Here is a 24,321-nt window from a genome sequence, read left to right on the forward strand (position 1 = left end):
CATGTCGAACAACTGGAGCAACTGGTCGGGCTTTGTCACCGCCGAGCCGCGGCTGCTTGCCAGCCCGGCCGATGCCGGCGAACTCTGCGATCTCATTCGCACCGCGCCAGGTCCGGTCCGCGTCGTCGGCGCCGGCCACTCCTTCACGCCGCTGGTGAAGTCGCAAGGCACCATCCTGTCGCTGGAGAAGCTGGAAGGGCTGGTCTCGCATGACGCGAAAAAACATCAGGCGCGCGTGCGGGCAGGGACGCGGCTTGGTTCGCTCATGCACATTTTGCAAGGCATCGGCCAGGGCCTGCCCAACATGGGCGACATCGACCGCCAGGCGATAGGCGGCGCGCTGGGCACGGCTACCCATGGCTCGGGGCCGACGCTCGGTGCGTATCACACGCAGCTGGAAACGGTTCAGATCGTCGACGGGCTTGGCAAGGTCCGCGAGTTCAAGCGGGAAGGGGATCAGGAGACGATCCATGCCATCAGCGTCGCGCTCGGTGCCTTCGGTGTCTTGAGCGAAGTGACGCTGAACAACATCGCGACCTACCGGCTGCGCCGCCGCAAATGGGTGCTGCCGATCGGCGACATGCTGCGCGATTTCGAAACGATGATGGCCGCCCATCGCTCGGCCGAATTCTACTACATTCCATTTTCCGGTTACGCGCAGTTCATCGCCAGCGACTTCAGCGCCGAGGCCACGACGACGCGCCCGACCGACGATGATGAGGGCTCGTTGCGCACGCTGCGCCGCTTGCGCACCGGGCTTGCCTGGCTGCCGTCGCTGCGCCGCCGGCTGATCCTGGGCGCGGTCGCCAAGGTGCCGGCCGAGGATTATGTGCAGGACTGGCTCAACGTCTATGCCAGCGACCGGCAGACCAGGTTCAACGAAATGGAATATCATCTTCCCTTCGAGGAGGGGCCGAAGGCGCTGGCCGAGATCATCGAACTGACCGAGAAGCATTTTCCGGAAGTCTATTTCCCGATGGAGGTGCGGTCGGTGGCATCGGACGAATTCTGGCTCTCGCCCTTCCACAAGAGGCTCACCTGTTCCATCGCCATCCACCACGACGCGGCGAACGATCCGTTGCCATTCATGCGCGCGGCCGAGCCGATCTTCCGCAGATATGGCGGCAGGCCGCACTGGGGCAAGATGCACAGCCTGAAAGCGGCCGACCTGAAAAAGCTTTATCCGCGTTGGGACGATGCGATTGCGGTGCGCCGCGACATCGACCCGCACAACCGTTTCGTCTCGCCCTATATCGCCGATCTCTTCGGCATCGACCAATGAAAGCCTATTTCGCCTCGCTTTCGGATGCGCTGAAGCAGGCGGGCATCTTCCAACCCTGCCTGCTGCTCGACCGCGACCGGCTGGACAGCAACATCGCCCTGGTGAAGCAAAGGCTCGATCCCCGCCTCGCCGTGCGGCTGGTCGACAAGTCGCTCGCTTGCCTGCCGTTGCTTGCCCATATCGGCAAGGCGCTTGGTACCCACCGCTTCATGACCTTCCACCCGCCGATCAGCGAGGCGGTGCTGAGCGCGTTTCCGGATGCGGACCTCCTCTACGGCAAGCCGATGCCGGTCGGCGCGGCAAGGGCGGCGCTTTCCAAGGGGAACGCAGCCGGGTCGAGGGTATGCTGGCTGATCGATACACAGCAGAGGCTGACGGAATATGGCGCGCTCGCCGACGAACTCGGCGTCGAGCTGCGCATTGCTTTCGAAATCGATGTCGGACTGCATCGCGGCGGCTTCGCCGAACCGGAAGCCCTCTCGCAGGCGTTGAAGGCGCTGCCGGCCCACAAACGGCTGCGCTGCGAAGGCGTCATGGCCTATGAAGCGCATGCGCCGCATATACCCGGCCTGTTCGGCGGGCCGGCGAGGGCATTGGCGCAAGCCTCGGAACGAGCCGCCGCTTTCGTGGCGTGCCTCGGCATGGACCAGCGCCATATCTTGAACATTGGCGGCAGCAAGACAGCGCTGCTTCATCATGGCGGCGCTGCCAATGAAGTGTCGATGGGCTCGGCCTTCGTGCTGCCCGGCGATTTCGACACGCCGGGCCTCGGTGGCTTTCAGCCGGCGGCCTTCATTGCGACGCCGATCCTGAAAGTGGTCGAGCCGATGCTGCCCGGCCCGCCGGCGGTTTCGCGTCTGCTCCAGGCGCTCGGCCGGTTTCCGCGCAAGGGTTGTTATCTCTATGGCGGCAAATGGATGGCCGAACCGGTGTTTCCCGAAGGCATGACGACGAACGGCCTGCTTGGCCTGTCCTCCAACCAGCAATTCATGGGCCTGCCCGCCGAGGCCGTTGTCAGGCCCGGCGACCATGCGTTCCTGCGGCCCACGCAGAGCGAAGCCGTGCTGCAGCAGCTCGGACCGATCGCGGTGCTTTCCCGTGGCAGGATCGTCGACCGCTGGCCGGTGCTGCCGATGGGGTGACGTTTCGGCGTTCGCCATTGGCGCCTGCATTTGCGATGTCGTGATTCTAGGGGCTGCGCTCCGCTTCGCTCCTTCTGCTAGAATGACGAAGTTGTGAAGCGCCTCGTTGCAATGACTTTATTGACTAAGTCAACTAAATGATTGATCCTGTCCACGACAGGAGGACCGCCATGACGATCCACGACCACCCCGGCAAGGAACGCATCGACGCAGTGCGCGCCTTCAACCGCTTCTACACCCGCCAGATCGGTGTGCTCGACGAAGGCTGGCTGAAAAGCACCTTTTCGCTTACCGAGGCGCGGGTGCTCTATGAGCTTGCCCATCGCGACGGGCTCGTCGCCAGCGACCTGGTGCGCGATCTCGGCCTCGACCCCGGCTATGTCAGCCGTTTGCTCAAAAAATTCGAAGAGCGCGGTCTGGTCGAGCGCGAAGCCACCGAAGCGGACGCGCGCCGCGCCTCGATCGCGCTGACGCCGGCGGGCAGGGAAGCCTTCGCGCCGCTCAACCAGGATTCGCACGACCAGGTGCGAGCGCTGCTCGATCGACTGGCGCCCGTCGACCAGGATCGGCTGGTCAAGGCCATGCGCATCGTTCAGGACCTGCTCGGCGACAGACCCGAACCCAGGGTGCCTTACATCCTGCGGCCGCTAGAGGTTGGCGACATCGGCTGGGTCACGCGCCGCCAGGGCATGCTCTACGCGCAGGACTATGGCTGGGACGAAACCTATGAGGCGCTGGTCGCTGAGATCCTCGGCGAGTTCGTAAAGAAATTCGATCCGAAATGGGAGCGCGGCTGGATCGCCGAGCGGGAAGGCGAGGTCGTCGGCTCGGTCTTCGTCGTGCGCAAATCGGATCAGGTGGCCAAGCTGCGGCTGCTCTATGTCGAACCTTCGGCGCGGGGCCTGGGCATCGGCAAACGGCTGGTCGAGGAATGCATCGGCTTTGCCCGCGCCAGGGGGTACAAGACGCTGACTTTGTGGACCAACGACATTCTGACCGCGGCCCGGCACCTCTACCAGGCGGCCGGTTTCAAGCTGACCGAGCAAGAGCCTCACCATTCCTTCGGCAAGGATCTGGTTGGCCAGAACTGGGATCTGGAGCTGTAGCGGCGCCTCTATGCCTTGACCGGCACCCAGATCTCCAGCCCGCCATTGCCGGTGCGGGCATCGAATTCGGGCCCATAGCGCTCGAATTCCGGCGCGTCGGCGATTTCATGGCCGGAGGCCGGGAGCCAGCTGTTCCAGATCGTGTTGATCGTGCGCCGGATGGTCGAGATGTGCTCGCGATGCGTGAAAACGGCGTATTTCCGCGCCGGCACATGCACCCGGTAGAATTCCTTCGGCAGGTCGGAGAAGTCCGACACCTCGACGCCGACGACATAGTCGAAATTGCCGGCATCGTCGCCATTGAGGCAGACACCGTAGAAAACGCCTGGGACTTCGCCGGGGATGTTGCCGATATAAGGGCTGAAACGCTGCCACTGCATCGGAATGCCGGCGCTCGATTCGCAGCTGTAGCGCTCGCCGAAGCCGGCGATGAGGAAGGGTCGGCTGGTCTCGAAGCGCGGTGGTTCAAGGCTGGTGAGCAGGGAATGGTCCATCAGGATAGGCTCCACGAGATCGAGTGTCTTGGTCGAACCTTGCGCGCGCACCAGTTCCGGCGTGGTGCCGAACTGGTCGCGGAAGGCACGGGTGAAAGCCTCATGCGAGTTGTAGCCGGCGTCGAGCGCGACGCACAGTATGTCGGGCGCGCCGCCGGCGAGCCTGCGCGCCGCCTCGGTCAGCCGGCGCGAGCGCATGTAACCCATGACGGAACGGCCGGTGGCGGCGCCGAAGGCGCGCGTCACATGAAAGCGCGACACGCCGCTGCTGTGGGCGACGTCGTCGAGCGTAACAGCCTCCGGCAGGTGGCTCTCGACAAACCATAGCGCTTTCTCGGTCGGGTTCATGTGTTCCTCGCATGTGGCGTCTTCACTCTGGCGCCTCGTTGCCCGGCCAGTTTGATCGAAATTGCGCATGGCCCAAAATCGAACACGGCAACGCTGTCGGGCGTGGACGCAAAGTCCGTCCGCGCCCATGCCGACGGCAGGCTTGCTCGGGCCATGACGGCGGGCGCGGTGGCGCTCGTCGCTCTCGCGCTGCTGTCGATCGCTTATGGCTCGACGCTGATACCTCTGAGCGATGTCATCGCCGCCCTTGGCCGTGCCGTCGGACTGGACGAGCCTGAGATATCGGGCCCGGTCGGCAAGATCGTCGTCGACCTGCGGCTGCCGCGCACGATCCTGGCGATCTGTGTCGGCGGCGGGCTGGGCATCGTCGGCGCGCTTTTGCAGACGGTGACCCGTAACGATCTTGCCGACCCCTTCCTGTTCGGCCTGTCGTCGGGGGCCGCCGCCGGCGCGGTTTCCGTCATTACCGTGTTCGGCGACAGTTTCGGCATCTGGACCTTGCCCGTGGCTGCGTTCACTGGCGGCATCCTCGCCGCCTCCATCGTGCTTTTGCTGGTGGCGCGGGTGAGGGGGCAAGGTCCTGAGCGGCTGATCCTCGCCGGTCTTGCCGTTTCCTTCATGTTCACGGCCTTGACCAATTATCTGGTTTTTGCCGGTGACCAGCGCGCGGCTCATTCGGTCCTGTTCTGGACCATGGGCGGGCTCGGGCTGGCGCGCTGGGACAATGTATGGCTGGGGGCGGTGGGCGCCGGCACGATCGCGGCCTACGGGCTGTGGAGCCATCGCAGCCTGGACGCTTTCCTCGCCGGTGAGAGCGCCGCCGAGAGTCTAGGCGTGCCGGTGGCGCGCATGCGCAGGACGACTTTTCTCGTGGCCGCTTTCTCGACGGCAATCCTCGTCTCGGTCGCCGGCGTGATCGGCTTTGTCGGATTGATGATACCGCATCTGTCGCGGCCGCTGGCCGGTCCACTGCATCTGCGCCTGATCACAAGTTGTGCGCTGTTCGGGGCGGTGCTGCTGCTGGCAAGCGATCTCCTGGCCCGAACCTTGCTGCCGCCGCAGGAACTGCCGATCGGCATCATCACCAGCTCGCTCGGCGCGTTCTTCGTCGTCACCATGGTTGTCCGAAACCGCCTGTGAAGACGTGCCCTCCGAGCGTTGTTGCGCACGGGTACACGTTCATCTGCCGCTAACCAGGATCGGATTGCAGGCCTGCCATGCGCATTTTGCCGGCTTTCATCGCGCTGTGGCATCTTGAATAGTAAGCACGCTTATTATATCTATCGCTCATGGTTTCAGATGGCATCGACAGATTGGGATTTTTGATCCACGACGTGCAGCGCCTGATGCGCAAGCGCTTTGAGGCGCGCGCCAGCGGGCTGGGCCTGTCTTCGGCGCAATGGCGGCTTCTGGTCCGCGTTGCCAAGGAGGCGGGCGTAGCGCAGGCGCGGCTCGCCGAACTGCTCGAAATCGAGCCGATCAGCGTCTCACGCCTGGTCGACCGGATGGAGGAGGGCGGCTGGATCGAACGCCGCTCCGACGCGGCCGACCGGCGCGTGCGCATGATCTTCCCGACCGAGAAGGCGAACGCGGCCTATGCGGACGTCAAGAGCCTTGCTGGCGAGGTCTATGAGGAATCGCTCAGCGGCGTTTCGCCGGAAGACCGACGCGTCCTGATCCGGGCGCTGGATGTAATCGTACAGAATCTGACGGACGGCGAAGCTTCGTCGCTCGAAAAGATCAAGAGTGCGGAAGGTGCGGCAGCATGAACGCGGTAGCCAAGGTCGAAGAAAACGCTCCCAAGGTGGAGATGGAAGCGCCTGCCCAGCCGGCCGCCGCTCCCGTCGCGGTCGCTCCTCCCGTGCAGCCGGCCCCGGCGCCGAAGAAGAAGCGCCGCATCGGCCGCTTCTTCCTGATGTTCGCCTTGCCGGCGGCATTGGTCATCGGCGGCGGCTATGTCTGGGTGACGGGCGGGCGCTACCAGGAAACGGAAAACGCCAATCTGCAGCAGGCCAAGGTGTCGATCGCCTCCGACACGGCCGGTCGTATCGTCCAGGTCGCCATATCGGACAATCAGACGGTGAAGAAGGGCGATCTCCTGTTCGCCATCGACCCCGAGCCTTACCGGATCGCGCTTGGGCAGGCCGACGCAGCGGTGGCTGCCGCGCGCCTCAATGTCGAGCAGCTGCGCGCCGCCTACAGCCAGGCGTTGGCGCAGGAAAAATCCGCCAGCAGCGAAGTTGCCTATGCGCAGTCGCAATATGACCGTGCCGCCGATCTTGCCCAGAAAGGGATCAATGCCAAGTCTTCGCTGGATGAGGCCAGGAATGATCTCGACAAGGCCAAGCAGCAGCTTGCCGTTGCCGATCAGGGCATCGTCAGCGCCAAGGCGGCACTTGGCGGCAATCCCGATATCGAGACGGACAAGCATCCGACCGTGATGTCGGCACTCGCCGCGCGCGACAAGGCTGCCTATGACCTGGCGCAGACCACGGTCAGAGCACCTGCCGATGGTCTTGTCTATCAAGCCGCATCCTTCAAGGTCGGCCAGTATGTCGGCTCCGGCACACCGTTGTTTGCGCTGGTCGAGACCGGTGACACCTGGATCGACGCCAATTTCAAGGAAACCCAGCTCACCAACATGAAGCCGGGTCAGAAGGCGGAGATCGTGGTCGATACCTATCCGGGCAGGACCTTCGAGGCGACCGTCAAGGCTATCGGTGCCGGCACCGGCGCGGACTTCTCGCTGCTGCCGGCCCAGAACGCCACGGGCAACTGGGTCAAGGTCACCCAGCGCATCCCGGTCCGCCTGGAACTGACCGATCCCGACGCCAGGATGGCGCTGCGTACAGGCATGAGTGCTTCGGTTACCGTCGACACCGGCATAGCGCGCGGCTGGCCGTCGATCTTCGGCCACGCCACGGCCGGCGAGCCCGCGCAGTAAGACGGCGGAAGCCCGCAGGGACCGGGTGGGTCGAAGCGAGTTTGCAGGATTGGGCTGATGGGAGGGGTGGGAAGGGATCAGTGTTTTGGGCCGAGCCGCATGGCAGCTGTCCAAAGGTCTGAACCCTCGACACGAACCCGTCGGTCCTCAAGTTTCCGGGCGGCAGCGTCCGCTCAGCTGGAGACATTCGGTCGATGTAACCCCCACATCGACAATCGCGTCCCACCGCGATGAAGGTCTCTCGACGGAAGGCTTCGCCGCCCGGAAACCCGTTGTACACGTTTCTGTTACTGTCTGGAAGTTCTTCGCCATGAGCACGCCTGAACCGTTCAAAGAAGTGCCACATCGTGGCCTGATCACGGTGGCGCTCATGCTGGCGACGGTCATGCAGGCGCTCGACACCACGATCGCCAACGTCGCGCTCCCGACCATGACCGGCGATCTCGGCGCTTCGCCCGACAACATCAACTGGGTGCTGACCTCCTACATCGTCGCCGCCGCCATCATGACGCCGGTCACCGGCTGGCTCGCCGATCGCTTTGGCCGCAAGGAGCTGTTCCTGGCGGCGGTGGTCGGCTTCACCATCTTCTCGATGTTGTGCGGCCTGGCGTGGAGCCTGGAAACCATCGTGCTTTTCCGGCTGATGCAAGGTGTGTTCGGCGCCGCGATCGTGCCGCTGTCGCAGACCTTCCTGCTCGACATCAACCCCAAGGAGCGCCATGGCCAGGCGATGGCCATATGGGGCGCCGGCATCATGCTGGGCCCGATCCTCGGCCCCACCCTTGGCGGCTGGCTGACCGAGAATTTCAACTGGCGCTGGGTGTTCTTCATCAACCTGCCGGTCGGCATCCTCGCCTTCCTTGGCATGGCCGCCTATCTGCCGGCTGTTGCCCGGCGGGTGCGCAGCTTCGATTTCTTCGGCTTTGCCATGATATCGCTCGGCGTCGGCGCGCTGCAGCTGATGCTCGATCGCGGTGGCGAGGTCGACTGGTTTTCCTCGATCGAGATCTGGATCGAGCTTGGTCTTTCGATCACCGGTTTCTGGGTGTTCGTCATTCACACGGTGACATCGGAACATCCCTTCATTGATCCGAAGATTTTCCTCGACCGCAATTTCGTCACCGGTCTGGCATTCATCTTCGTCATGGGCGTGCTGATCCTGGCTTCTATGTCGCTGCTGCCGCCGATGCTGTCGACCATCTTCGGTTATCCGACCGTCACCATCGGCATCGTCATCGGGCCGCGTGGCGTAGGCACGATGATTTCCATGCTCGTCGTCGGGCGCATCATGGGCAAGATCGATGCCCGAATTCTGGTCGTCATCGGCTTCCTCCTGACCGCGCAGTCGCTCTACACCATGGCCAGCTTCACCCCACAGATGGACAACTGGCTGATTCTCAGCTCCGGCGTGATCCAGGGCTTGGGCATGGGAATGGTGTTCGTGCCGCTGTCGACGGTTGCCTTCGCCACGCTCGATGCCCGCTACCGCACCGATGCAACCTCGTTGTTCAGCCTGGTGCGTAATCTTGGCTCGTCGATCGGCGTCTCGGTCGTGACGGTGCTGCTGGTGCGCAACACGCAGATCAACCACGCCGAGCTTTCGGCCTTCATCAACCCGTTCAATCCCAATCTCTGGGCTGTCTCGCCGGCGGCTGCCGGCGGCGACCCGACGGCGCTGTCGCAGGTCGATCGCATGGTCAATCTCCAGGCGATGATGATCTCCTACGTCAACGACTTCAAAATACTGATGATGATGACGCTGGCCGCCATCCCGTTCGTGCTTCTGTTGCGCAAGCCGAAAACGGCACCGGCCGGCGGCGGCGCGCCTGCCGCCCATATGGACTGATGGAGCGGCCGCTCGCCAGGGGATGTCCGCCGGCGATATCTTTGCTACCTGCCGAGCACCAGAGACCAGTAGCGCAGGTTGGGGTCGCGGCCGTCGCGGACATAGGCAAGCCCGAAGCGGCTGAAGTCCGGATCGAGTATGTTGCGGCGGTGTCCCTGCGAATGCATCCAGATATCGAACAGCTTCTGTTGGTCGAAGCGGCCGGCCGCGATGTTCTCGGCCGCGGCGCCGTGTACGCCGTTGTCCTTCATGCGCGAGGCGAAATCCTTGCCCCAGCCGGTGGTGTGGCTCATGTTTTCACGCTGCGCCATGTAGCCGGCCTGCTGGAGTGCTGCTTGCTCAAGCTGTGCGTCGGAAACAAGCGGCCCCAGCCCGGCGGTCGCGCGCAGGCTGGCCAGCGTGCCGGTTGCCGAGGAGGAGACCCCGGCGCCTTGCCCGGTCGGCAGCGAAACGGTGCCGCAGGTGGCCAGCCCGAGCAAGGCCGCGAGGCCGGCCGTCTTGAGCCAGGTGCGCCTATTCAGGTTCGCGATCCGGTCGCTTTCGAGTCTTGAAGTGGTCATGCCTGCCTGAGATAGTCGTGATCATGGCTTTTGCCGGGCAGGGTGATGAAAATCTGAAATCGAATGGCGGTCAGCCGCTTATTTCACAAGCGTGATGAGGCGGCCGGCATACATCTCGCGATTTCCGAACACGGCCGTGCAGTCGGTTTTGATGGACGAGTTGCCTGTCATCTGCACGGTCAGGCCAACAAGCCTCAGACAGTCGCCCTGACCGCTCATATCCGAGTTGCCGGCAAAGGAAATCGCCGCGTCAGGCGCATAGACGAACCCGCTGATCACGGAATTCGCGCCGCCATTCAGCGTCAAGGCCGATGTGTTGCCATGGTTCTCGAAAATGGTGATGCCTGCATAGGGGCCGCTGGTGGCCGGGGAAAGGTCCACCTTTTCATTGGCATTTATGTAGATCTGTGCGCCCTCCATCAGGAATATGGTGACGCCGTGGCCGGTCAGGCTGCCGTTGCCGCCCGGTTTCAAGGTCACGCCGCGCAAAATGTAGACGCCCGGGTTGAGCGTGATATTTCCCGACAATGTCTTGTCGCAATAGGTGCCGGGCGACAGCGTGTAGGTTTTGCCGTTCGGGACCGGCAGGCAGAATGTGTAGGGAGGAGGCACGATGTCGGCCAGGGGATCGAAGGACGCATATTGATGTTCGAGCGGCGCGCCGCAGGCGAGATTGGCACTGGGCGGTAAAAGCCCGGAAGTGCCGCCGACGGTCGAGACGCAACCCGCCGAAACCTGCGCGGAACCGCCTCTGCTGACGGCATCAGACGCGTCCGAGTTTGCGGCGATCACGCAATTGCTCATGGCGACATTGGTCGAGCCCTGCAGGCTTGCCGCGGCCGACGCATGCGGATCGAGCGCCAGCACGCAGGCCTGTGCACCCGGGTGCATCTTGACCGTCGCCGACCGGTGAGCTGGCCAGGGGGCCGCGCCATTGATGAAGCTCGGACGGTTGATGCCTGACGAAAGCGAGATGTAATAGGCGCTCGGGTCGCCGCTGGCTGTGGCCGAAAAAGCGGAGATGCTGTCTGAATATTCCTGTTGATCGGCGACGCTCATATTGGCCGCAAAGAATGTCAGCCCAAGCCCTTGGACATCACCCGCGCTCATGCTGGGCAGGTACTTCGTGCCGACGGCAAGCCCAGCCGCGTCCAGCGAGTTCTGCAATTGCGCGGCGTCATCGCTCGTGCCTGTCAGGTCGAGGGTGCCGGCGACGACGGCCATTATCGGCAGCAGCGCTATGGCGGTCGCCATGGCAAAATTGCCGTGCTCCGAAGACCAGAAGCCCTTCAACGTGAACATCGCCCCTCGCCAAGGTTTGAAAAGCTCAGGTGATACACCTTGGGGTCTCTACGAGTAATTTAAGCAATAGCTAAAATGCATTGATTCTGAGATGAACTCGGTGGTTCGCCAAACCAAGGCCGCCCAGCAAGCATAACGAGACGCGGCGACAATCCCGGGAAGATCGGATATAATGCCAGCGTTCTTGAAGTGGCAGCTACGGGCGGCCACCCTAGGCGGTGACCGCCCCCCCGAGAAAAACGGAGGTAGGTTATGGCCGGCTTTCATGTCATGGCGGACGCGCACGGGATGCATGTGCAACCCGCGGTCCGCCGCATTTCCACGCCAGACCTCTGGGACGCGTTGAGACTTGGCGCCGAGGACTTCTGGGCCAAGCCCTCGCATTACGTATTCCTGTGCCTGATCTATCCGGTTGTCGGCCTGATCCTGACGCGGTGGACCTCCGGCTCCAACGCCATCCAACTCGTCTATCCCTTGATGTCGGGCTTTGCCCTTGTCGGCCCGTTCGCCGCGATCGGGCTCTACGAGATCAGCCGCCGGCGCGAGCTCGGCATGAATACCAACTGGCGGCACGCCCTCGACGTGCGCCGCTCACCGGCGCTGCCCTCGATAGCGGCCATCGGCATCATGCTGTTCGCGCTGTTCCTGCTCTGGCTGTTCACGGCGCAGTCGATCTACACCAGCCTTTTTGGCAGCGAGCCGCCGGCTTCGGTCGGGGCCTTCCTGCGCGATGTGCTGACGACCAAGAAGGGCTGGACACTGATCCTTCTCGGCAACGCGGCCGGCCTGGTCTTCGCGGTGGTCGTGCTGGCGACCACGGTCGTTGCCTTCCCGCTTTTGCTTGATCGTGACGTCGGCGCCGTTTCGGCGATTGAGACCTCGGCCCGGGCGGTCATGGCAAATCCGCTGCAGATGGCGCTCTGGGGTCTGATTGTCGCGGTGCTGCTGGTGATCGGCTCTATCCCGCTGTTTGCCGGTCTCGCCGTCGTCATGCCGATCCTCGGCCACGCGACCTGGCACCTCTACCGCAAGGTGGTCGAGCCCGCGCAGATCCGGCCCCCGCGCCGTCCGATGTGAGCAAGTGTCCGGCCCGGTCAACGCGGTCAAAGGACAAACCGAAGCCTGGCTGACGATGGGCAAAGTGTTGGATTTGCTCAAAGGAGTTGGCCTGGCGTGCCTTTGTCTTGCCGGCGACTTCGATGCGGCGCCCGCCTGGGCCGACGAGATGGTGCAATTTGAAAGCGCGGCCGTGAAGCCGACGCCGTTTCAGGAGCGCAATGCGCAGGAAAGAGGCGAGACCACGAAGTCTGTTCCCGGCATTCCGCTGCGAGGATATCTGACACGCCCTCCGGGTGAGGGGCCGTTCCCGGCTATAGTCGCTCTGCACGGATGCGCTGGTGTGCTTGCGAATGACAGGCAGGTTTGGCCGCAGCGGCTGTCTTCCTGGGGTTATGTTGTTCTCGTTGTCGACAGCTTCGGCACGCGCGGCATAAAGGATACCTGTCACAGCCTGCTCTCCGATCGCGTCTATGACGCCTACGGCGCCCTGGAGTTTCTGTCGAAAGCCAGTTTTGTCGACCCGCGACGCATCGCATTGATGGGGTTCTCCGCCGGCGGCATCGCAACGCTCGAGGCGGTCCAGCTTGGTGGCGCAGAGCGGCTGATGCAGCACAAATTCAGCGTGGCGATCGCCTACTATCCGAACTGTTCGGTGGCGAGCGGTAACATGGCTGTGCCGACATTGATCCTGATTGGAGAGCTTGATGATTTCAGCCCCGCCCAGAAATGCCGGGAGATGGTGGCGTAACGCAGGGACAAGGGAAGCCCGGTGCAGCTAAACGTCTACGAGGGTGCCCGGCACGCGTTCGACGCCGAGGAGTTCAAGACCGGCGTCGAGGCCTACGGCCACCGGGTCGAGTACAATGCGGCTGCGGCCGATCGATCGGAAAGCGACGTGCACGCCTTCCTGAAGCAGGCCTTCGGCGATTGACGCCAGGCGGCCTCAGCGCTGCGCGTCGGTCGCCATCTTCAGCGCCAACGCCGTCAGCACGGTTCCCATCATCCAGCGCTGGATCACCAGCCATAGCGGCCGTCCGGCGAGGAAGGTGGCGATCGAGCCGGCGGTCAGCGCGATGATGGCATTGACGCTGAGGCTGATCGATATCTGCGTCGCGCCCAGCACCAGGAGCTGCGACAGGACATGGCCCTTGCCGGGGCTGATGAACTGCGGCAGCAGCGAAAGATAGAGAACGGCCACCTTGGGATTGAGCAGATTGGTCATCAATCCCATGGCGAACAGCTTGCGCGGCCGGTCCTTCGGCAGGTCGCGCACCTGGAACGGCGAGCGTCCGCCGGGTTTCACCGCCTGCCAGGCCAGCCACAGGAGATAGAGCACGCCGGCAAAGCGCAACACGTCATAGGGATAGGGCACCGCGATCAGCAGCGCCGTGATGCCGAACGCGGCCGACAGCACGTAGAACAGGAAGCCGACCGCAACGCCGCCAAGCGAGATCAGTCCGGCCTTCGGCCCTTGCGACAGCGAGCGCGAGATCAGGTAGATCATGTTGGGGCCTGGCGTCAGCACCATGCCGAGGCAGACCAGCGCGAAGGCGAGATGGTTGGCGGTGTCGGGCATTGTTCGTTCCCCAGCGTGCCGCGATGGATGAGGGACCGCGCGGGCGGTCAATCTGTGCCCGTCACGGCGGGCGTCTGCAAGGGCTTGACGCCGCCAGGCGTTGCGCCAGGAACCATCCTGGTTAGCCGACCACGCGCAGGTTCGACAGTTCGTTGCCGATTTCCTTGAAATCGTTTGCCAGGCTGGCGCCGGTCGCATTCCAAAACAGCTTCGCCGGTTTGCTCGGATCCGTCGCATCCTTGCGGAAGCGCGAATTCGACGAGCAGGATTTCAGCGCATCGATCGCCAGCTTGTCGCTGGCCTTGGTCGTCGACAGGTCGAGCGCCACCGTCATCACCATGATGTTGGCTGCCTTGGCGTTGTTGCAAAGCGTGGCCATCTGCTCGTTGAGCGCGTTGGTGTAGTTGCCGTTCGAATAGTCCAACTGACCGATGGCGCTCGACGTGCCCATGAACAGGCGGCCGACCGAAGTGCCGTTGTAACCGGGGTTGAGATAGCCGTAGGACGCATAGGTCGATTTCGAATTGGCGGAATCCGAGTAGCCCAGCGAGGAAGGTGTATAATAGGTGTTGGCGCCGTCGGTCAGCACGATCACCACCTTGTCGTTGCCTCTTTCGGTTTCCGGGCGCCCTTGCGTGAACGGCTCTCCGCTCGAAACCACCCGCCAGCCCCAGGCCATGCCCTCGGGGACGTTGGTGCCGCCATTCGGCTGCATCAGGTCGATCGCCGCCTTGATCGAGGTGAGCCCGTCGGCGACGCTGACATCGGTCAGCGGCGTGATCGGGTTGGTGGTGCAGCTGTAATTCGGCCCGTTCCCGGCGGGCAGCGCCGGCGCACCGATCGGCCGCGGCTGGAAATACTTGGCCATGTTGCGCAGCCGCGATTGGCCGCTGCTGCTCGATGGATCGTCGTTCCACCAGCTGTTGACGGCGCCATAGGTTGCCGGCGCGGCCTCGTCGGGATCCTGGGTGAGCTTCCAGTGATTGCCCGGTTCGTCGGGGGCGAACATGGGCACGAACATCGTTGCCGGATCGCCGACGCCGATGCCGGTGTTGGCCGAGCCACCGGACGGCGTGGCGTCGTTGATATTGTAGGGGTAGGGCCTGGCCTCGACGCAGCCTTGCCAACTGGCGAACGGACCATAGGAATCGATATAGTCATATTCGTCGTGGCTGCTTTTGCAGGTGTTGTTCGAATTGTATTGGTCGCAGACGACCCGTTTGCTGTTGACGACACGCTCGTGGTTGGTGACGACCTGCATGTCGCGGTAGAGCGAGAACCGGGTCAGCATCTGGCCTTCCTCGGTTCCCCAGCCGGTCCCGCGCTTGTACCAGATGCCGTTGGTTTGCTGGGCGTATTTGTTGGCGGCGTTAAGCGTCGACCAGTCGAAATTCTCGTTCGACACCGGCGACAACCCTTCGGTGTCCATCCACGACGCGTTGCCATTCCCGGGGCCGACATTGACCGAGGCGGCAAAAGGCACGAGGCCGAATTGCACCGGCTTGTCGACCTGCTTGATCATGATCGCCTGCTGGGCCAGCGTGTCGACCAGCTGCTTGGAAGCAGTCTTGAGAAGATCGATGCGCTTTTGCCCCGAGCCCGTGCCGAGCGTGGTCATCGATCCGGAATTGTCGAGCACCAGGGCAACTTCCAGCGTGTTCTTCAGCCGCACCTGCGAGCTGACGTTGAAGCTGAGCCTCTGGTTCGCATCGGTCGCCGATTTGCCGACGAATTGGGCGAAGGCGGGGTAGAAATAGGGTTTGTAGTTGAGCTGGGCGGTCATGGTGAGCAGGCCGCCGCCGCTGGTGTTGCTTGGCAAGATGACGTTGAGCGTGGCGCTGGCGGGATCGATATCGTTCAAATTGGCGTTGAAGAAGTCGAGCGCATAGGCTCTCAACTGGTCGTCGGTCGCACCTTCCGTCAGCCGGCGGGCCGTAGCGAAGTTGGCGGCGTCGAGCGCGTTCATCAACATCTGCTTTTCGCGGTTCATTTCCGTGAAGTCGACAGCGAGCGCCAGACCGCCCATCAGCGGCACCATCGCCACAACCGTCATAAGAGCATAGTTGCCGCGCCTGTCGCGGCGGAACTGACGCCAGATTTCATGCATGTCTTGAAGCGGCCCCCGCCGACGGATTCTCGGTCGGCGCGAGCTTCCCACAGAACGCTGAAGGACGGGTTTGGGAAACCGCTCTATTGCTTGGTTGGCGCTTCACCAATCGCTAACCAATCAAAGGCCGCGGCTTGCGCCGCAATTCGTGCCGATGCGGGTGAAAGCTGGTGACAGCATGGGCCAGTTCGGATAATTCGAACCGGCTGCGGCGAACCGTCGGCCGCCGCACCCGCAACGATCATACTGAAGGAAACGGCATGGCGGATTCGCCCGAAATCGTCGGCTCGCTCGAAGACGTGTCGAAAGCCTATTCGGCAATTCTCTGCGACGTCTGGGGCGTGGTGCACAATGGCGAGTGGCATTTTCCGGCGGCCGCGGCCGCGCTGGCGGCGGCAAGGGCGACCGGCACTCCTGTCGTTCTGATCACCAATTCGCCACGCCGCAGTGCCGATGTCGTGGCACAGATGAGCGTGATCGGCGTTCCGCCGTCAGCCTATGACCGTGTGGTGACCTCGGGCGACGTGACCCGCGACCTGATCGCGGAGGGCCCACGCAAAGTCTTCCACATCGGCGCCGACCGCGATTTGACCCTTTACGATGGCCTCGATGTCGAACTCGTCGAGGAATTCGAGGCCGCCGGCGTCGTGTGCACCGGGCTGTTCGACGACGAGGTTGAAAAACCCGAGGACTATGCCGACTTGCTGCGCCGGTTGCGCGCCAGGAACTTGCCATTCATCTGCGCCAATCCCGATATCATGGTTGAACGCGGCGAACGGATCATCTGGTGCGCCGGTGCACTCGCACGCGACTACGCGCAGCTCGGCGGCCGCACGCTGATCGCCGGAAAACCCTATGCGCCGATCTACGAGGTCGCGATGAAGGAGGTGGCCGAGATCCTCGGCCGGCCGGTTGAGCGTTCGCAAATACTGGCGATCGGCGATGGCATGATGACCGACGTCAAGGGCGCGGCCGACAATGGTTTCGACGTCCTCTATGTCTCCGGCGGTATTCACGCCCGCGACTACGGCGATCCATCCCGGCCGGATCCGGCAAGGCTTGGGCTCTTCCTGGAGCGGCACGGCTATCGTCCGGTGGCCGTCATCGCAAGGCTGCAGTAGGTGGCAATGGTCGCGTTCCAGCATCTTGCGACAACCGCGCCGCTGCCCGCCGATCTGCGAGGCGGCGTCGTTGCGATAGGCAATTTCGATGGCGTCCACCGTGGCCACCAGGCCGTTCTCGAACGGGCATTGGCGGAGGCCAAGCGGCGTGGCGTGCCGGCCCTGGTGCTGACCTTCGAACCGCACCCGCGAACGGTTTTCAAGCCTGATTTTCCGCTTTTCGTGCTGACGCCGCCGCCGATGAAGGCGCGGCTCTTGTCGCTGCTGGGCTTTGCCGCGCTCGTCGAGCAACCTTTCACGCGCGATTTCGCCTCGCTGTCGGCGGAAGCCTTCGTCACCGATGTGCTGGAGAGGACGCTGGGCATCACCCATGCCGTGACCGGTTTCGATTTCCATTTCGGCAAGGACCGCCAGGGCGGGCCGGCCTATCTGATGGCTGCCGGCGAGCGCCATGGCTTCGGTGTCACACTCGTCGACGCCTTTCGCGACGAAGGCGCCGAGGTGGTTTCGTCGAGCCGCATCCGTGCCTTGCTTTGCGAGGGCGAGGTGGCCGGGGCCGCCGGTCTGCTCGGCTATCGCTTCACGGTGGAAAGCGAGGTTGTCGGCGGCCAACAACTCGGGCGAACGCTCGGCTTTCCCACCGCCAACATGAGGCTTCCGGCGGCAGCCACGCTGAAGGAAGGTATTTACGCCGTCCGCTTCCGGCGCGCCGACGGCACGCTGCACGACGGCGTCGCCAGCTTTGGCCGCCGCCCGACCGTCGACGACAACGGCGCACCGCTCCTGGAAACCTTCGTCTTCGATTTTTCCGGCGATCTCTATGGCGAGAGTTGCGAAGTGTCGTTCTTCGGCTTCCTGCGCAGCGAGATCAAGTTCGACGGGCTCGATGCGCTGGTGGCGCAGATGAAGCGCGATGAAGCCGAGGCACGCGCGCTGCTTGGCGGCGTCAAGCCGCTGTCCAGCCTGGACGCCGCGGTGGCGTTCTGAAGCATGACCCCGAAATGGGGGAGGCGAGTTCCTACCTCTTCAATGCAAGACCGACGGCGATGAAGGTCCAGCCCTGGAAGATCAGGTCGATCGCCAGGAACAGTCCGAGCACCCACAGGCTGTTGACCGGCCAGCCCATGGCGATGATCAGGCCCGCGAGCACGCTGATGACGCCTGCCGCGACAATCCAGCCCCAGCCGCGCTCCGGGCGGTGGCTGTAGCCGACCCAGGCCCGCAGCGCGCCGGAAGCGACGAGCGCGACGGCCAGCAGGAAGGTCAGCACCGCCGAGGCCAGCAGCGGATTGTCGAAAGCGAAGAATCCGGCGACCGCATAAAGCAGTCCGCTGAGCAGCCAGTAGAAGAAGCGTCCCCAGGTCTTGACCCCGAAAGCATGCATGATCTCGATGATGCCGGCCACCAGCATCAGCCATCCAACGACATAGACGGAAGCCACCGTGGCGATGAACAGATTGCCGAAGGCGATGCCGCCGAGGATCAGCAGCACCACGCCCAGGCCGACGAACCATCCCCATTTGTCGCGCGTCTGGCCGATCGCGTTCTTCAGAGTATCGCCGTGCAAGGTCATGTCCATGCCTCCATTGAGGGCCGCCAGCATGCAAGGACGTTACCCTCGGCGCCAACCCGCGTCCAGCCGGTCGCGGACGCGATGGTGCAGGCAATGCGAGCCGGTTGTCTCGTCCTTAAATCAAATTTTACCAAAGCCTCGTCAAAGCTGTCGCCGTATCGCGTTAGTGGAGTGGCCATGAGTCCGGTCGGGAAGATTTCTGCAGCCTTGGCTACCGTCATGCTGGCTACGTCAGGCGCGGCCGAGGCCGGCGATGGCGCTTTCGGCTGGCTGTCCGGCGATTGGTATCTGATGGTCGGCGCGACCGGCATGGTGGCGCCCAATTTCGAGGGCGGCAAGAAGTACATGCTGAGCGCCCAGCCCATCATTTCGCTGGGCAAGGCCGGTCCCCAGGCGCGTTTCACGTCGCGCAACGACAACATTTCGCTGGCGCTCGTCGACGATGGCGGTGTCCGTGCCGGCCTGACCGGCAAGTTCCTGTTCTCGCGTGACGACGGCGATGCCGACGAACTCAAGGGGCTGGACCCGGTGCGCTGGGGCGGCGAGGTCGGCGGCTTCTTCGAATTCTACCCGACGGACTGGATGCGCGCACGTGCCGAATTGCGGCACGGCATCCGTGCCCATAATGGCTTTGTCGCTGATATCGCCGCCGATGCTTTCTACGACGTCACGCCAACCGTCAGGATTTCGGGTGGCCCACGCGTGTCTTTTGCCTCGGCGAACTATTTCGATGCCTACTATGGCGTCAACGCGCAGGAAGCCGTGGCCTCGGGGCTGAGCCAGTACAATCCCGGCGGCGGCCTCAAATCCGTCGGCCTCGGCGGCGCCGTGACCTGGAAGGTGACCGATCCGATGACCGCCAGCCTGTTTGGCGAATATTCGCGCCTCGAAGGTCCGGCGGCCGATTCCAGCCTGGTCAAGGAGCGCGGCGACCGCAACCAGTTCATGGTCGGCGTGTCGACCACCTATCGCTTCGACTTCAAGATGTAAGTGAATCGAACGAGACGCTTTATTCCTGCGCTCTTCTCCGCTAAAAGCCCAGCAATGACGAGCTTTTCGCGCCTTCGCGCGCCGACGATACGAATTACCAGCCCGGTGTTCCCGGCAGCCTGAAGGCTGTTGGAGCAGCCGGGACTATCGCGCGCGGCCTCTCGCGCTTTTCCAGATCATCAAGGCATGTCGCCCAGAAGTGGCCCGGTTTGGGAAAACGGCATGCGTATAAAGTAGAATTCCAAGCCGCAAGCCACGTGGCCCGGCATGCACATGGCAGACCAATGACCGACCAAAACCAATCAACGATCGACTATTCCAAGACCCTTTACCTGCCGCAGACGGAGTTTCCGATGCGCGCCGGCTTGCCCGAGAAGGAGCCGGTGCTGGTCAAGCGCTGGCAGGACATGGACCTCTACCGCAAGCTGCGCGAGAGCGCGGCGGGGCGCACGAAATACGTGCTGCATGACGGCCCGCCCTACGCCAACGGCAACATCCATATCGGCCACGCGCTGAACAAGATCCTCAAGGATGTCATCACCCGCTCGTTTCAGATGCGCGGCTATGACTCCAACTATGTGCCCGGCTGGGATTGTCACGGCCTGCCGATCGAATGGAAGATCGAGGAACAGTACCGCGCCAAGGGCAAGAACAAGGACGAGGTGCCGGTCAACGAATTCCGCAAGGAATGCCGTGAATTCGCCGCACACTGGATCTCGGTGCAGGGTGGCGAGTTCCAGCGGCTTGGCGTCATCGGCGACTTCGAGAACCCTTACACGACCATGGCCTTCCACGCCGAGTCGCGCATCGCCGGCGAATTGCTGAAATTCGCCATGTCTGGCCAGCTCTACCGCGGTTCGAAGCCGGTGATGTGGAGCGTCGTCGAGCGCACGGCGCTCGCCGAGGCCGAGATCGAGTACCAGGATTACGAGTCCGACACGATCTGGGCGAAGTTTCCGGTGGCCAATCTCGTCCTCGCCAGTGTCGTGGACGGGCAGCCGGCGGAGCTCGATCCGGACCTGAGCGGGCGCTCGCTTGACCTGCTGGATGCCCATGTCGTCATCTGGACGACGACGCCATGGACCATTCCGGGCAACCGCGCCGTCAGCTATTCGCCGCGCGTCGCCTATGGCCTCTACGAGGTGACGGCGGCCGAGAACGCGTTTGGCCCGCAGCCGGGCGAGAAGCTGATCTTTGCCGATGCCCTGGCCGAGGAAAGCAAGGCCAAGGCCAAGGTCACCTTGAAGCGCCTTCACGGCATCAACGCCGAACAGCTTGGAAATCTTGTGCTTTCGCATCCCTTCAAAGGTCTCGGTGGCGGCTACGAGTTCCCGGTTGCGATGATTGCCGGCGAGCATGTCACCGATGACGCCGGCACGGGCTTCGTGCACACGGCTCCCGGCCATGGCCGCGAGGACTTTGATGCCTGGATGGATGCCGCGCCCGCGCTGCGCCAACGCGGCATCGACACCGAGATCCCGTTCACCGTCGACGATGCCGGCTTCTTCACCAAGGACGCGCCAGGCTTCGGCCCGGACCGCGAAGGCGGAGCTGCGCGCGTCATCGACGACAACGGCAAGAAGGGCAACGCCAACCAGGCGGTCATCGACGAGCTGATCAAGCGCAACGCGCTGTTCGCGCGCGGCCGGCTGAAGCACAGCTACCCGCATTCATGGCGTTCGAAGAAGCCGGTCATCTTCCGCAACACGCCGCAATGGTTCGTCTACATGGACAAGGACCTCGGTGATGGCACCACGCTGCGCAGCCGCGCACTGAAGGCGATCGACGAGACGCGCTTTGTCCCGGCCGCCGGCCAGAACCGCATCCGCGCCATGATCGAGGAGCGCCCCGACTGGGTGCTGTCGCGCCAGCGCGCCTGGGGCGTGCCGATCGCCGTTTTCGCCGACGAGGATGGCAACGTGCTGAAGGACGAGGCGGTCAACCAGCGCATCATGGAAGCCTTCGAAGCGGAGGGCGCCGACGCCTGGTTCGCGCCCGGTGCCAAGGAGCGCTTCCTCGGCAATCACGATGCTTCCAAATGGCGGCAGGTGATGGACATTCTCGACGTCTGGTTCGATTCGGGCTCGACCCATGTCTTCACCCTGGAAGACCGGCCCGACCTGAAGTGGCCGGCGGATGTCTATCTCGAAGGCTCCGACCAGCATCGCGGCTGGTTCCACTCCTCACTGCTCGAAAGCTGCGGCACCAGGGGCAGGGCGCCTTACGACACCGTCGTCACCCATGGCTTCACCATGGACGAGGATGGCCGCAAGATGTCGAAATCGCTCGGCAACACGGTCGTGCCGCAGGATGTGATCAAGCAGTCCGGCGCCGATATCCTGCGGCTCTGGGTGGTGACGACCGACTATTGGGAAGACCAGCGGCTCGGCAAGAACGTGCTGCAGACCAACATCGATGCCTATCGCAAGCTGCGCAACACCATCCGCTGGATGCTGGGCACGCTCGCCCATGACGATGGTGAGGACGTGCCCCTGGAGACGATGCCGGAGCTGGAGCGGCTGATGCTGCACCGGTTGGCGGAGCTCGACGAGGTGGTGCGCCAGGGCTACGACGCCTTCGAGTTCAAGCGCATCACGCGCGCACTGCTCGATTTCATGGTGGTCGAGCTGTCGGCCTTCTATTTCGATATTCGCAAGGACGCGCTCTATTGCGACGGCCCGTCGAGCGTGAAGCGCAAGGCCTCGGTCCAGGTGGTGCGCCATCTCTTCGACTGCCTGGTGAGATGGCTGGCGCCGATGCTGCCCTTTACCATGGAAGAGGCCTGGCTCGACCGTCATCCCGATGCGGTCTCGGTACATCTCGACCAGTTCCCGCACATCCCTGCGAATTGGAAGAACGAGGCGCTGGCGGAGAAATGGCGCAAGGTCAGGCAGGTGCGTCGCGTCGTCACCGGCGCGCTCGAGATTGCGCGTGCCCAGAAGGTGATCGGCTCCTCGCTGGAGGCTGTACCGGTGGTCACGATCAACGACGCGGCGCTCGAGGCGGCGATATTGGACGTCGACATGGCTGAAATGGCGATCACCAGCGATCTGGTCATTGCCCATGGCCAGGCGCCGCAAACCGCCTTTGCCCTCGACGATGTCAAGGGCGTCGCCGTGGTGGTCGAGAAAGCGGAGGATCGCGGACTGGTCAAATGCGCGCGTTCCTGGCGCTACACGGCCGATGTCGGGCAGGATCCGGAATTCCCGGATGTTTCGGCACGTGATGCCGCCGTGCTGCACGAGTTGAAGGCGCTGGGAAGGCTCTAGTGCCTGTCGCCCAAAAGTGCGTAGCGGTTTTGGGATAAACGACAGGCACCAGATCAAGCGCGTGCCTGTCGCCCAAAAGTGCGCAGCGGTTTTGGGATAAACGACAGGCACCAGATCAAGCGCGTGCCTGTCGCCCAAAAGTGCGTAGCGGTTTTGGGATAAACGACAGGCACCAGATCAAGCGCGTGCCTGTCGCCCAAAAGTGCGCAGCGGTTTTGGGACAAACGACAGGCACCAGATCAAAGAAGTGCACAAATGCCACGCCGAACGGTGGAGATCTGGCCGCGCGTTGCCCTTAACGAGTGGTTGAGGTAAACACGCGAAACTCCGGAAGACAAATTGTCGCCGGATTTCCGTCGCAAGTGCTTGCACGATGGGGACCGGATACAAAGCCGGTGCGATCGAGAGGCTGTCTAGAGTGGGACTTTTTGGCATGACCGAGAGATATAACGCGCGCCTTGCGCTGTTGGCGCCGCTTGTCGTATCGGGCCTCGCTTTGTCCGGCTGCATGGGCTCTCCGACCTATGGCACCGACAAGACCGCTGCCGAACAGTTGGCCGGCGATCTGACAGGCGCCGTTTCCTTCGCGCCGAAGCACAAGGACCCGATCGACTACAAGCCGCGTCCCACTCTGGTGAAGCCGGCACCCGGCCAGAAGGAAGCGCTGCCTGCCCCGCAGGAAAGCATTCAGACGGCGAACGCCGGCTGGCCCGAATCGCCCGAGCAGCGCCGCGCGCGCCTGCGCGCCGACGCCACCGCGCACCAGAATGACCCAGCCTACCAGGCGGAGATCGTCGACGACGTGCAGACGGATCCGGCTTCGGTGAAAAGGGCGATGGCTGAATCAGGATCCAGCCACCCGCCGGCGTGGAAACCCGCCGATTCCGACAAGGGCCGCGCTGCCGAAATCCAGCGCCGCCTTGCCGAAAGCAAGCAGGGCGACCCCAACACGCGTAAATATCTCAGCGAGCCGCCATTGCCCTACCGTGTCGCCTCCGATGCCGCGCCGCAGAACGAACTCGGCGAAGACGAGTACAAGAAGGAGCGCCGCCTCAAGGCAAAGGCCGAGGGCAAGAAGGGCGGCTGGTTCGACTGGTTGCCGTCGCTGTAAGAACAGTCGCGCCGCCTTGTCGTGCGCGGCCTTGGCTCAGTCTCGACGCCCCCTGAAAAAATCCTTCAGCAGCAGGCCCGCTTCGGTTTCGGCCATGCCCGGATAGATATCGGGTGTGTGATGGCAGGTCGAAGAAGTGAAGAAGCGTACGCCGTTGACCACGGCGCCGCCCTTTTCGTCGGCGGCGCCGAAATAGAGACGGCGCAGCCTGGCGAAGGAGATGGCTCCGGCGCACATGGCGCAAGGTTCCAGTGTCACATAAAGATCGTGGCCGGTGAGCCGCTCGCTCGAGAGTTTGCCGCAGGCTTCACGGATCACCAGCATCTCTGCGTGCGCCGTCGGGTCGGCAAGCTCGCGCGTGCGGTTCCCGGCACTGGCAATGACCGTGCCGCCATTGGCGATCACCGCGCCGACCGGCACTTCGCCGCGCAAGGCCGCAGCTTCGGCCTCCTGCAGCGCCAGCGCCATGAAATCCGGCCTCTTCAAGCGGT

At 63.4% G+C, this 24,321-nt stretch carries 20 protein-coding genes and 1 pseudogene; 14 read left to right on the top strand and 7 right to left on the bottom strand.

Going from position 1 to position 24,321, the window contains the following annotated elements; genetic code table 11:
• Position 1 precedes the first annotated feature (1 nt).
• From EN850_RS01770 to EN850_RS01780, 3 genes are all read left to right on the top strand, one after another.
• The gene (locus tag EN850_RS01770) at positions 2–1,282 is read left to right on the top strand and encodes a D-arabinono-1,4-lactone oxidase (protein ID WP_136090723.1); all 1,281 of its coding nucleotides are present in this window, start codon (positions 2–4) and stop codon (positions 1,280–1,282) included.
• Complete coding sequence (locus EN850_RS01775) at positions 1,279–2,424, top strand: DSD1 family PLP-dependent enzyme (protein WP_136090469.1); 1,146 nt, start codon at positions 1,279–1,281, stop codon at positions 2,422–2,424. The genes EN850_RS01770 and EN850_RS01775 overlap by 4 nt, the downstream gene beginning before the upstream one ends.
• Positions 2,425–2,594: 170 nt before the next feature.
• Positions 2,595–3,530 carry a helix-turn-helix domain-containing GNAT family N-acetyltransferase gene (locus tag EN850_RS01780; RefSeq protein WP_136090470.1) on the top strand — a complete coding sequence of 312 codons (936 nt, stop codon included), beginning with the start codon at positions 2,595–2,597 and terminating at the stop codon, positions 3,528–3,530.
• An 8-nt stretch (positions 3,531–3,538) separates the two neighbouring features.
• On the opposite strand, the gene EN850_RS01785 is transcribed toward EN850_RS01780, so the two are convergent.
• Positions 3,539–4,372 (bottom strand): AraC family transcriptional regulator, encoded by an 834-nt coding sequence (locus tag EN850_RS01785; protein WP_136090471.1) that lies wholly within the window; start codon positions 4,370–4,372, stop codon positions 3,539–3,541.
• 153 nt (positions 4,373–4,525) lie between these two features.
• Here EN850_RS01785 and EN850_RS01790 point away from each other — a divergent pair, with 153 nt between their 5' ends.
• The 4 genes from EN850_RS01790 to EN850_RS01805 all read left to right on the top strand — a co-directional run bounded on the left by EN850_RS01790 (position 4,526) and on the right by EN850_RS01805 (position 9,162).
• Positions 4,526–5,512 (top strand): iron ABC transporter permease, encoded by a 987-nt coding sequence (locus tag EN850_RS01790; protein ID WP_135915608.1) that lies wholly within the window; start codon positions 4,526–4,528, stop codon positions 5,510–5,512.
• Positions 5,513–5,661: 149 nt separating this feature from the next.
• On the top strand, positions 5,662–6,141 hold the full coding sequence (locus tag EN850_RS01795) for a MarR family transcriptional regulator (RefSeq protein WP_127281245.1): 480 nt from the start codon (positions 5,662–5,664) through the stop codon (positions 6,139–6,141).
• The gene (locus EN850_RS01800) at positions 6,138–7,316 is read left to right on the top strand and encodes an HlyD family secretion protein (RefSeq protein ID WP_136090472.1); all 1,179 of its coding nucleotides are present in this window, start codon (positions 6,138–6,140) and stop codon (positions 7,314–7,316) included. Before EN850_RS01795 ends, EN850_RS01800 begins: the two co-directional genes overlap by 4 nt.
• Before the next feature lie 310 nt (positions 7,317–7,626).
• Complete coding sequence (locus EN850_RS01805; protein WP_136090473.1) at positions 7,627–9,162, top strand: DHA2 family efflux MFS transporter permease subunit; 1,536 nt, start codon at positions 7,627–7,629, stop codon at positions 9,160–9,162.
• A 44-nt stretch (positions 9,163–9,206) separates the two neighbouring features.
• Here EN850_RS01805 and EN850_RS01810 read toward each other — a convergent pair whose 3' ends face one another.
• Both EN850_RS01810 and EN850_RS01815 read right to left on the bottom strand, forming a co-directional pair.
• Entirely contained in the window at positions 9,207–9,722 is a 516-nt protein-coding gene (locus tag EN850_RS01810) for a CAP domain-containing protein (protein ID WP_136090474.1), read from the bottom strand.
• A gap of 78 nt (positions 9,723–9,800) precedes the next feature.
• Entirely contained in the window at positions 9,801–11,024 is a 1,224-nt protein-coding gene (locus EN850_RS01815; RefSeq protein ID WP_136090475.1) for a TadE/TadG family type IV pilus assembly protein, read from the bottom strand.
• Between the two features lie 252 nt (positions 11,025–11,276).
• Here EN850_RS01815 and EN850_RS01820 point away from each other — a divergent pair, with 252 nt between their 5' ends.
• Together EN850_RS01820 and EN850_RS01825 are read left to right on the top strand one after the other, a co-directional pair.
• Positions 11,277–12,101, top strand: coding sequence for a DUF2189 domain-containing protein (locus EN850_RS01820; RefSeq protein ID WP_127278889.1), 825 nt, complete (start codon positions 11,277–11,279; stop codon positions 12,099–12,101).
• A gap of 148 nt (positions 12,102–12,249) precedes the next feature.
• A pseudogene (locus EN850_RS01825) lies at positions 12,250–13,014 on the top strand (dienelactone hydrolase family protein).
• A 12-nt stretch (positions 13,015–13,026) separates the two neighbouring features.
• On the opposite strand, the gene EN850_RS01830 reads toward EN850_RS01825, so the two are convergent.
• Both EN850_RS01830 and EN850_RS01835 read right to left on the bottom strand, forming a co-directional pair.
• Entirely contained in the window at positions 13,027–13,659 is a 633-nt protein-coding gene (locus tag EN850_RS01830; RefSeq protein ID WP_136090476.1) for a LysE family translocator, read from the bottom strand.
• Between the two features lie 121 nt (positions 13,660–13,780).
• Positions 13,781–15,766, bottom strand: a complete 1,986-nt coding sequence (locus tag EN850_RS01835; RefSeq protein WP_189590944.1) for a TadE/TadG family type IV pilus assembly protein — start codon at positions 15,764–15,766, stop codon at positions 13,781–13,783.
• Positions 15,767–16,026: 260 nt separating this feature from the next.
• On the opposite strand from EN850_RS01835, the gene EN850_RS01840 reads away from it, so the two are divergent.
• Together EN850_RS01840 and EN850_RS01845 are read left to right on the top strand one after the other, a co-directional pair.
• Positions 16,027–16,887, top strand: a complete 861-nt coding sequence (locus tag EN850_RS01840; protein ID WP_127281228.1) for a TIGR01459 family HAD-type hydrolase — start codon at positions 16,027–16,029, stop codon at positions 16,885–16,887.
• Between the two features lie 6 nt (positions 16,888–16,893).
• Positions 16,894–17,874 carry a bifunctional riboflavin kinase/FAD synthetase gene (locus EN850_RS01845; protein WP_136090725.1) on the top strand — a complete coding sequence of 327 codons (981 nt, stop codon included), beginning with the start codon at positions 16,894–16,896 and terminating at the stop codon, positions 17,872–17,874.
• A 31-nt stretch (positions 17,875–17,905) separates the two neighbouring features.
• Here EN850_RS01845 and EN850_RS01850 read toward each other — a convergent pair whose 3' ends face one another.
• On the bottom strand, positions 17,906–18,460 hold the full coding sequence (locus tag EN850_RS01850) for an HdeD family acid-resistance protein (RefSeq protein WP_135883595.1): 555 nt from the start codon (positions 18,458–18,460) through the stop codon (positions 17,906–17,908).
• Positions 18,461–18,637: 177 nt separating this feature from the next.
• On the opposite strand from EN850_RS01850, the gene EN850_RS01855 reads away from it, so the two are divergent.
• The 3 genes from EN850_RS01855 (at position 18,638) to EN850_RS01865 (ending at position 23,830) form a co-directional block, all read left to right on the top strand.
• A complete protein-coding gene (locus EN850_RS01855) occupies positions 18,638–19,450 on the top strand; it encodes a MipA/OmpV family protein (RefSeq protein WP_127869695.1) in 813 nt (270 codons plus the stop codon).
• Positions 19,451–19,734: 284 nt separating this feature from the next.
• On the top strand, positions 19,735–22,719 hold the full coding sequence (gene ileS / locus EN850_RS01860; RefSeq protein ID WP_136090477.1) for an isoleucine--tRNA ligase: 2,985 nt from the start codon (positions 19,735–19,737) through the stop codon (positions 22,717–22,719).
• A gap of 433 nt (positions 22,720–23,152) precedes the next feature.
• Positions 23,153–23,830: a hypothetical protein gene (locus EN850_RS01865; RefSeq protein ID WP_127276750.1), complete on the top strand. Its 678-nt coding sequence runs from the start codon at positions 23,153–23,155 to the stop codon at positions 23,828–23,830.
• A gap of 36 nt (positions 23,831–23,866) precedes the next feature.
• Here the strand turns inward: EN850_RS01865 and EN850_RS01870 are convergent, their stop codons facing one another.
• Positions 23,867–24,316, bottom strand: coding sequence for a nucleoside deaminase (locus EN850_RS01870; protein ID WP_127276748.1), 450 nt, complete (start codon positions 24,314–24,316; stop codon positions 23,867–23,869).
• Between the last annotated feature and the right edge of the window lie 5 nt (positions 24,317–24,321).

It is taken from the genome of Mesorhizobium sp. M8A.F.Ca.ET.207.01.1.1, assembly GCF_004794715.1.
Lineage (GTDB): Bacteria > Pseudomonadota > Alphaproteobacteria > Rhizobiales > Rhizobiaceae > Mesorhizobium.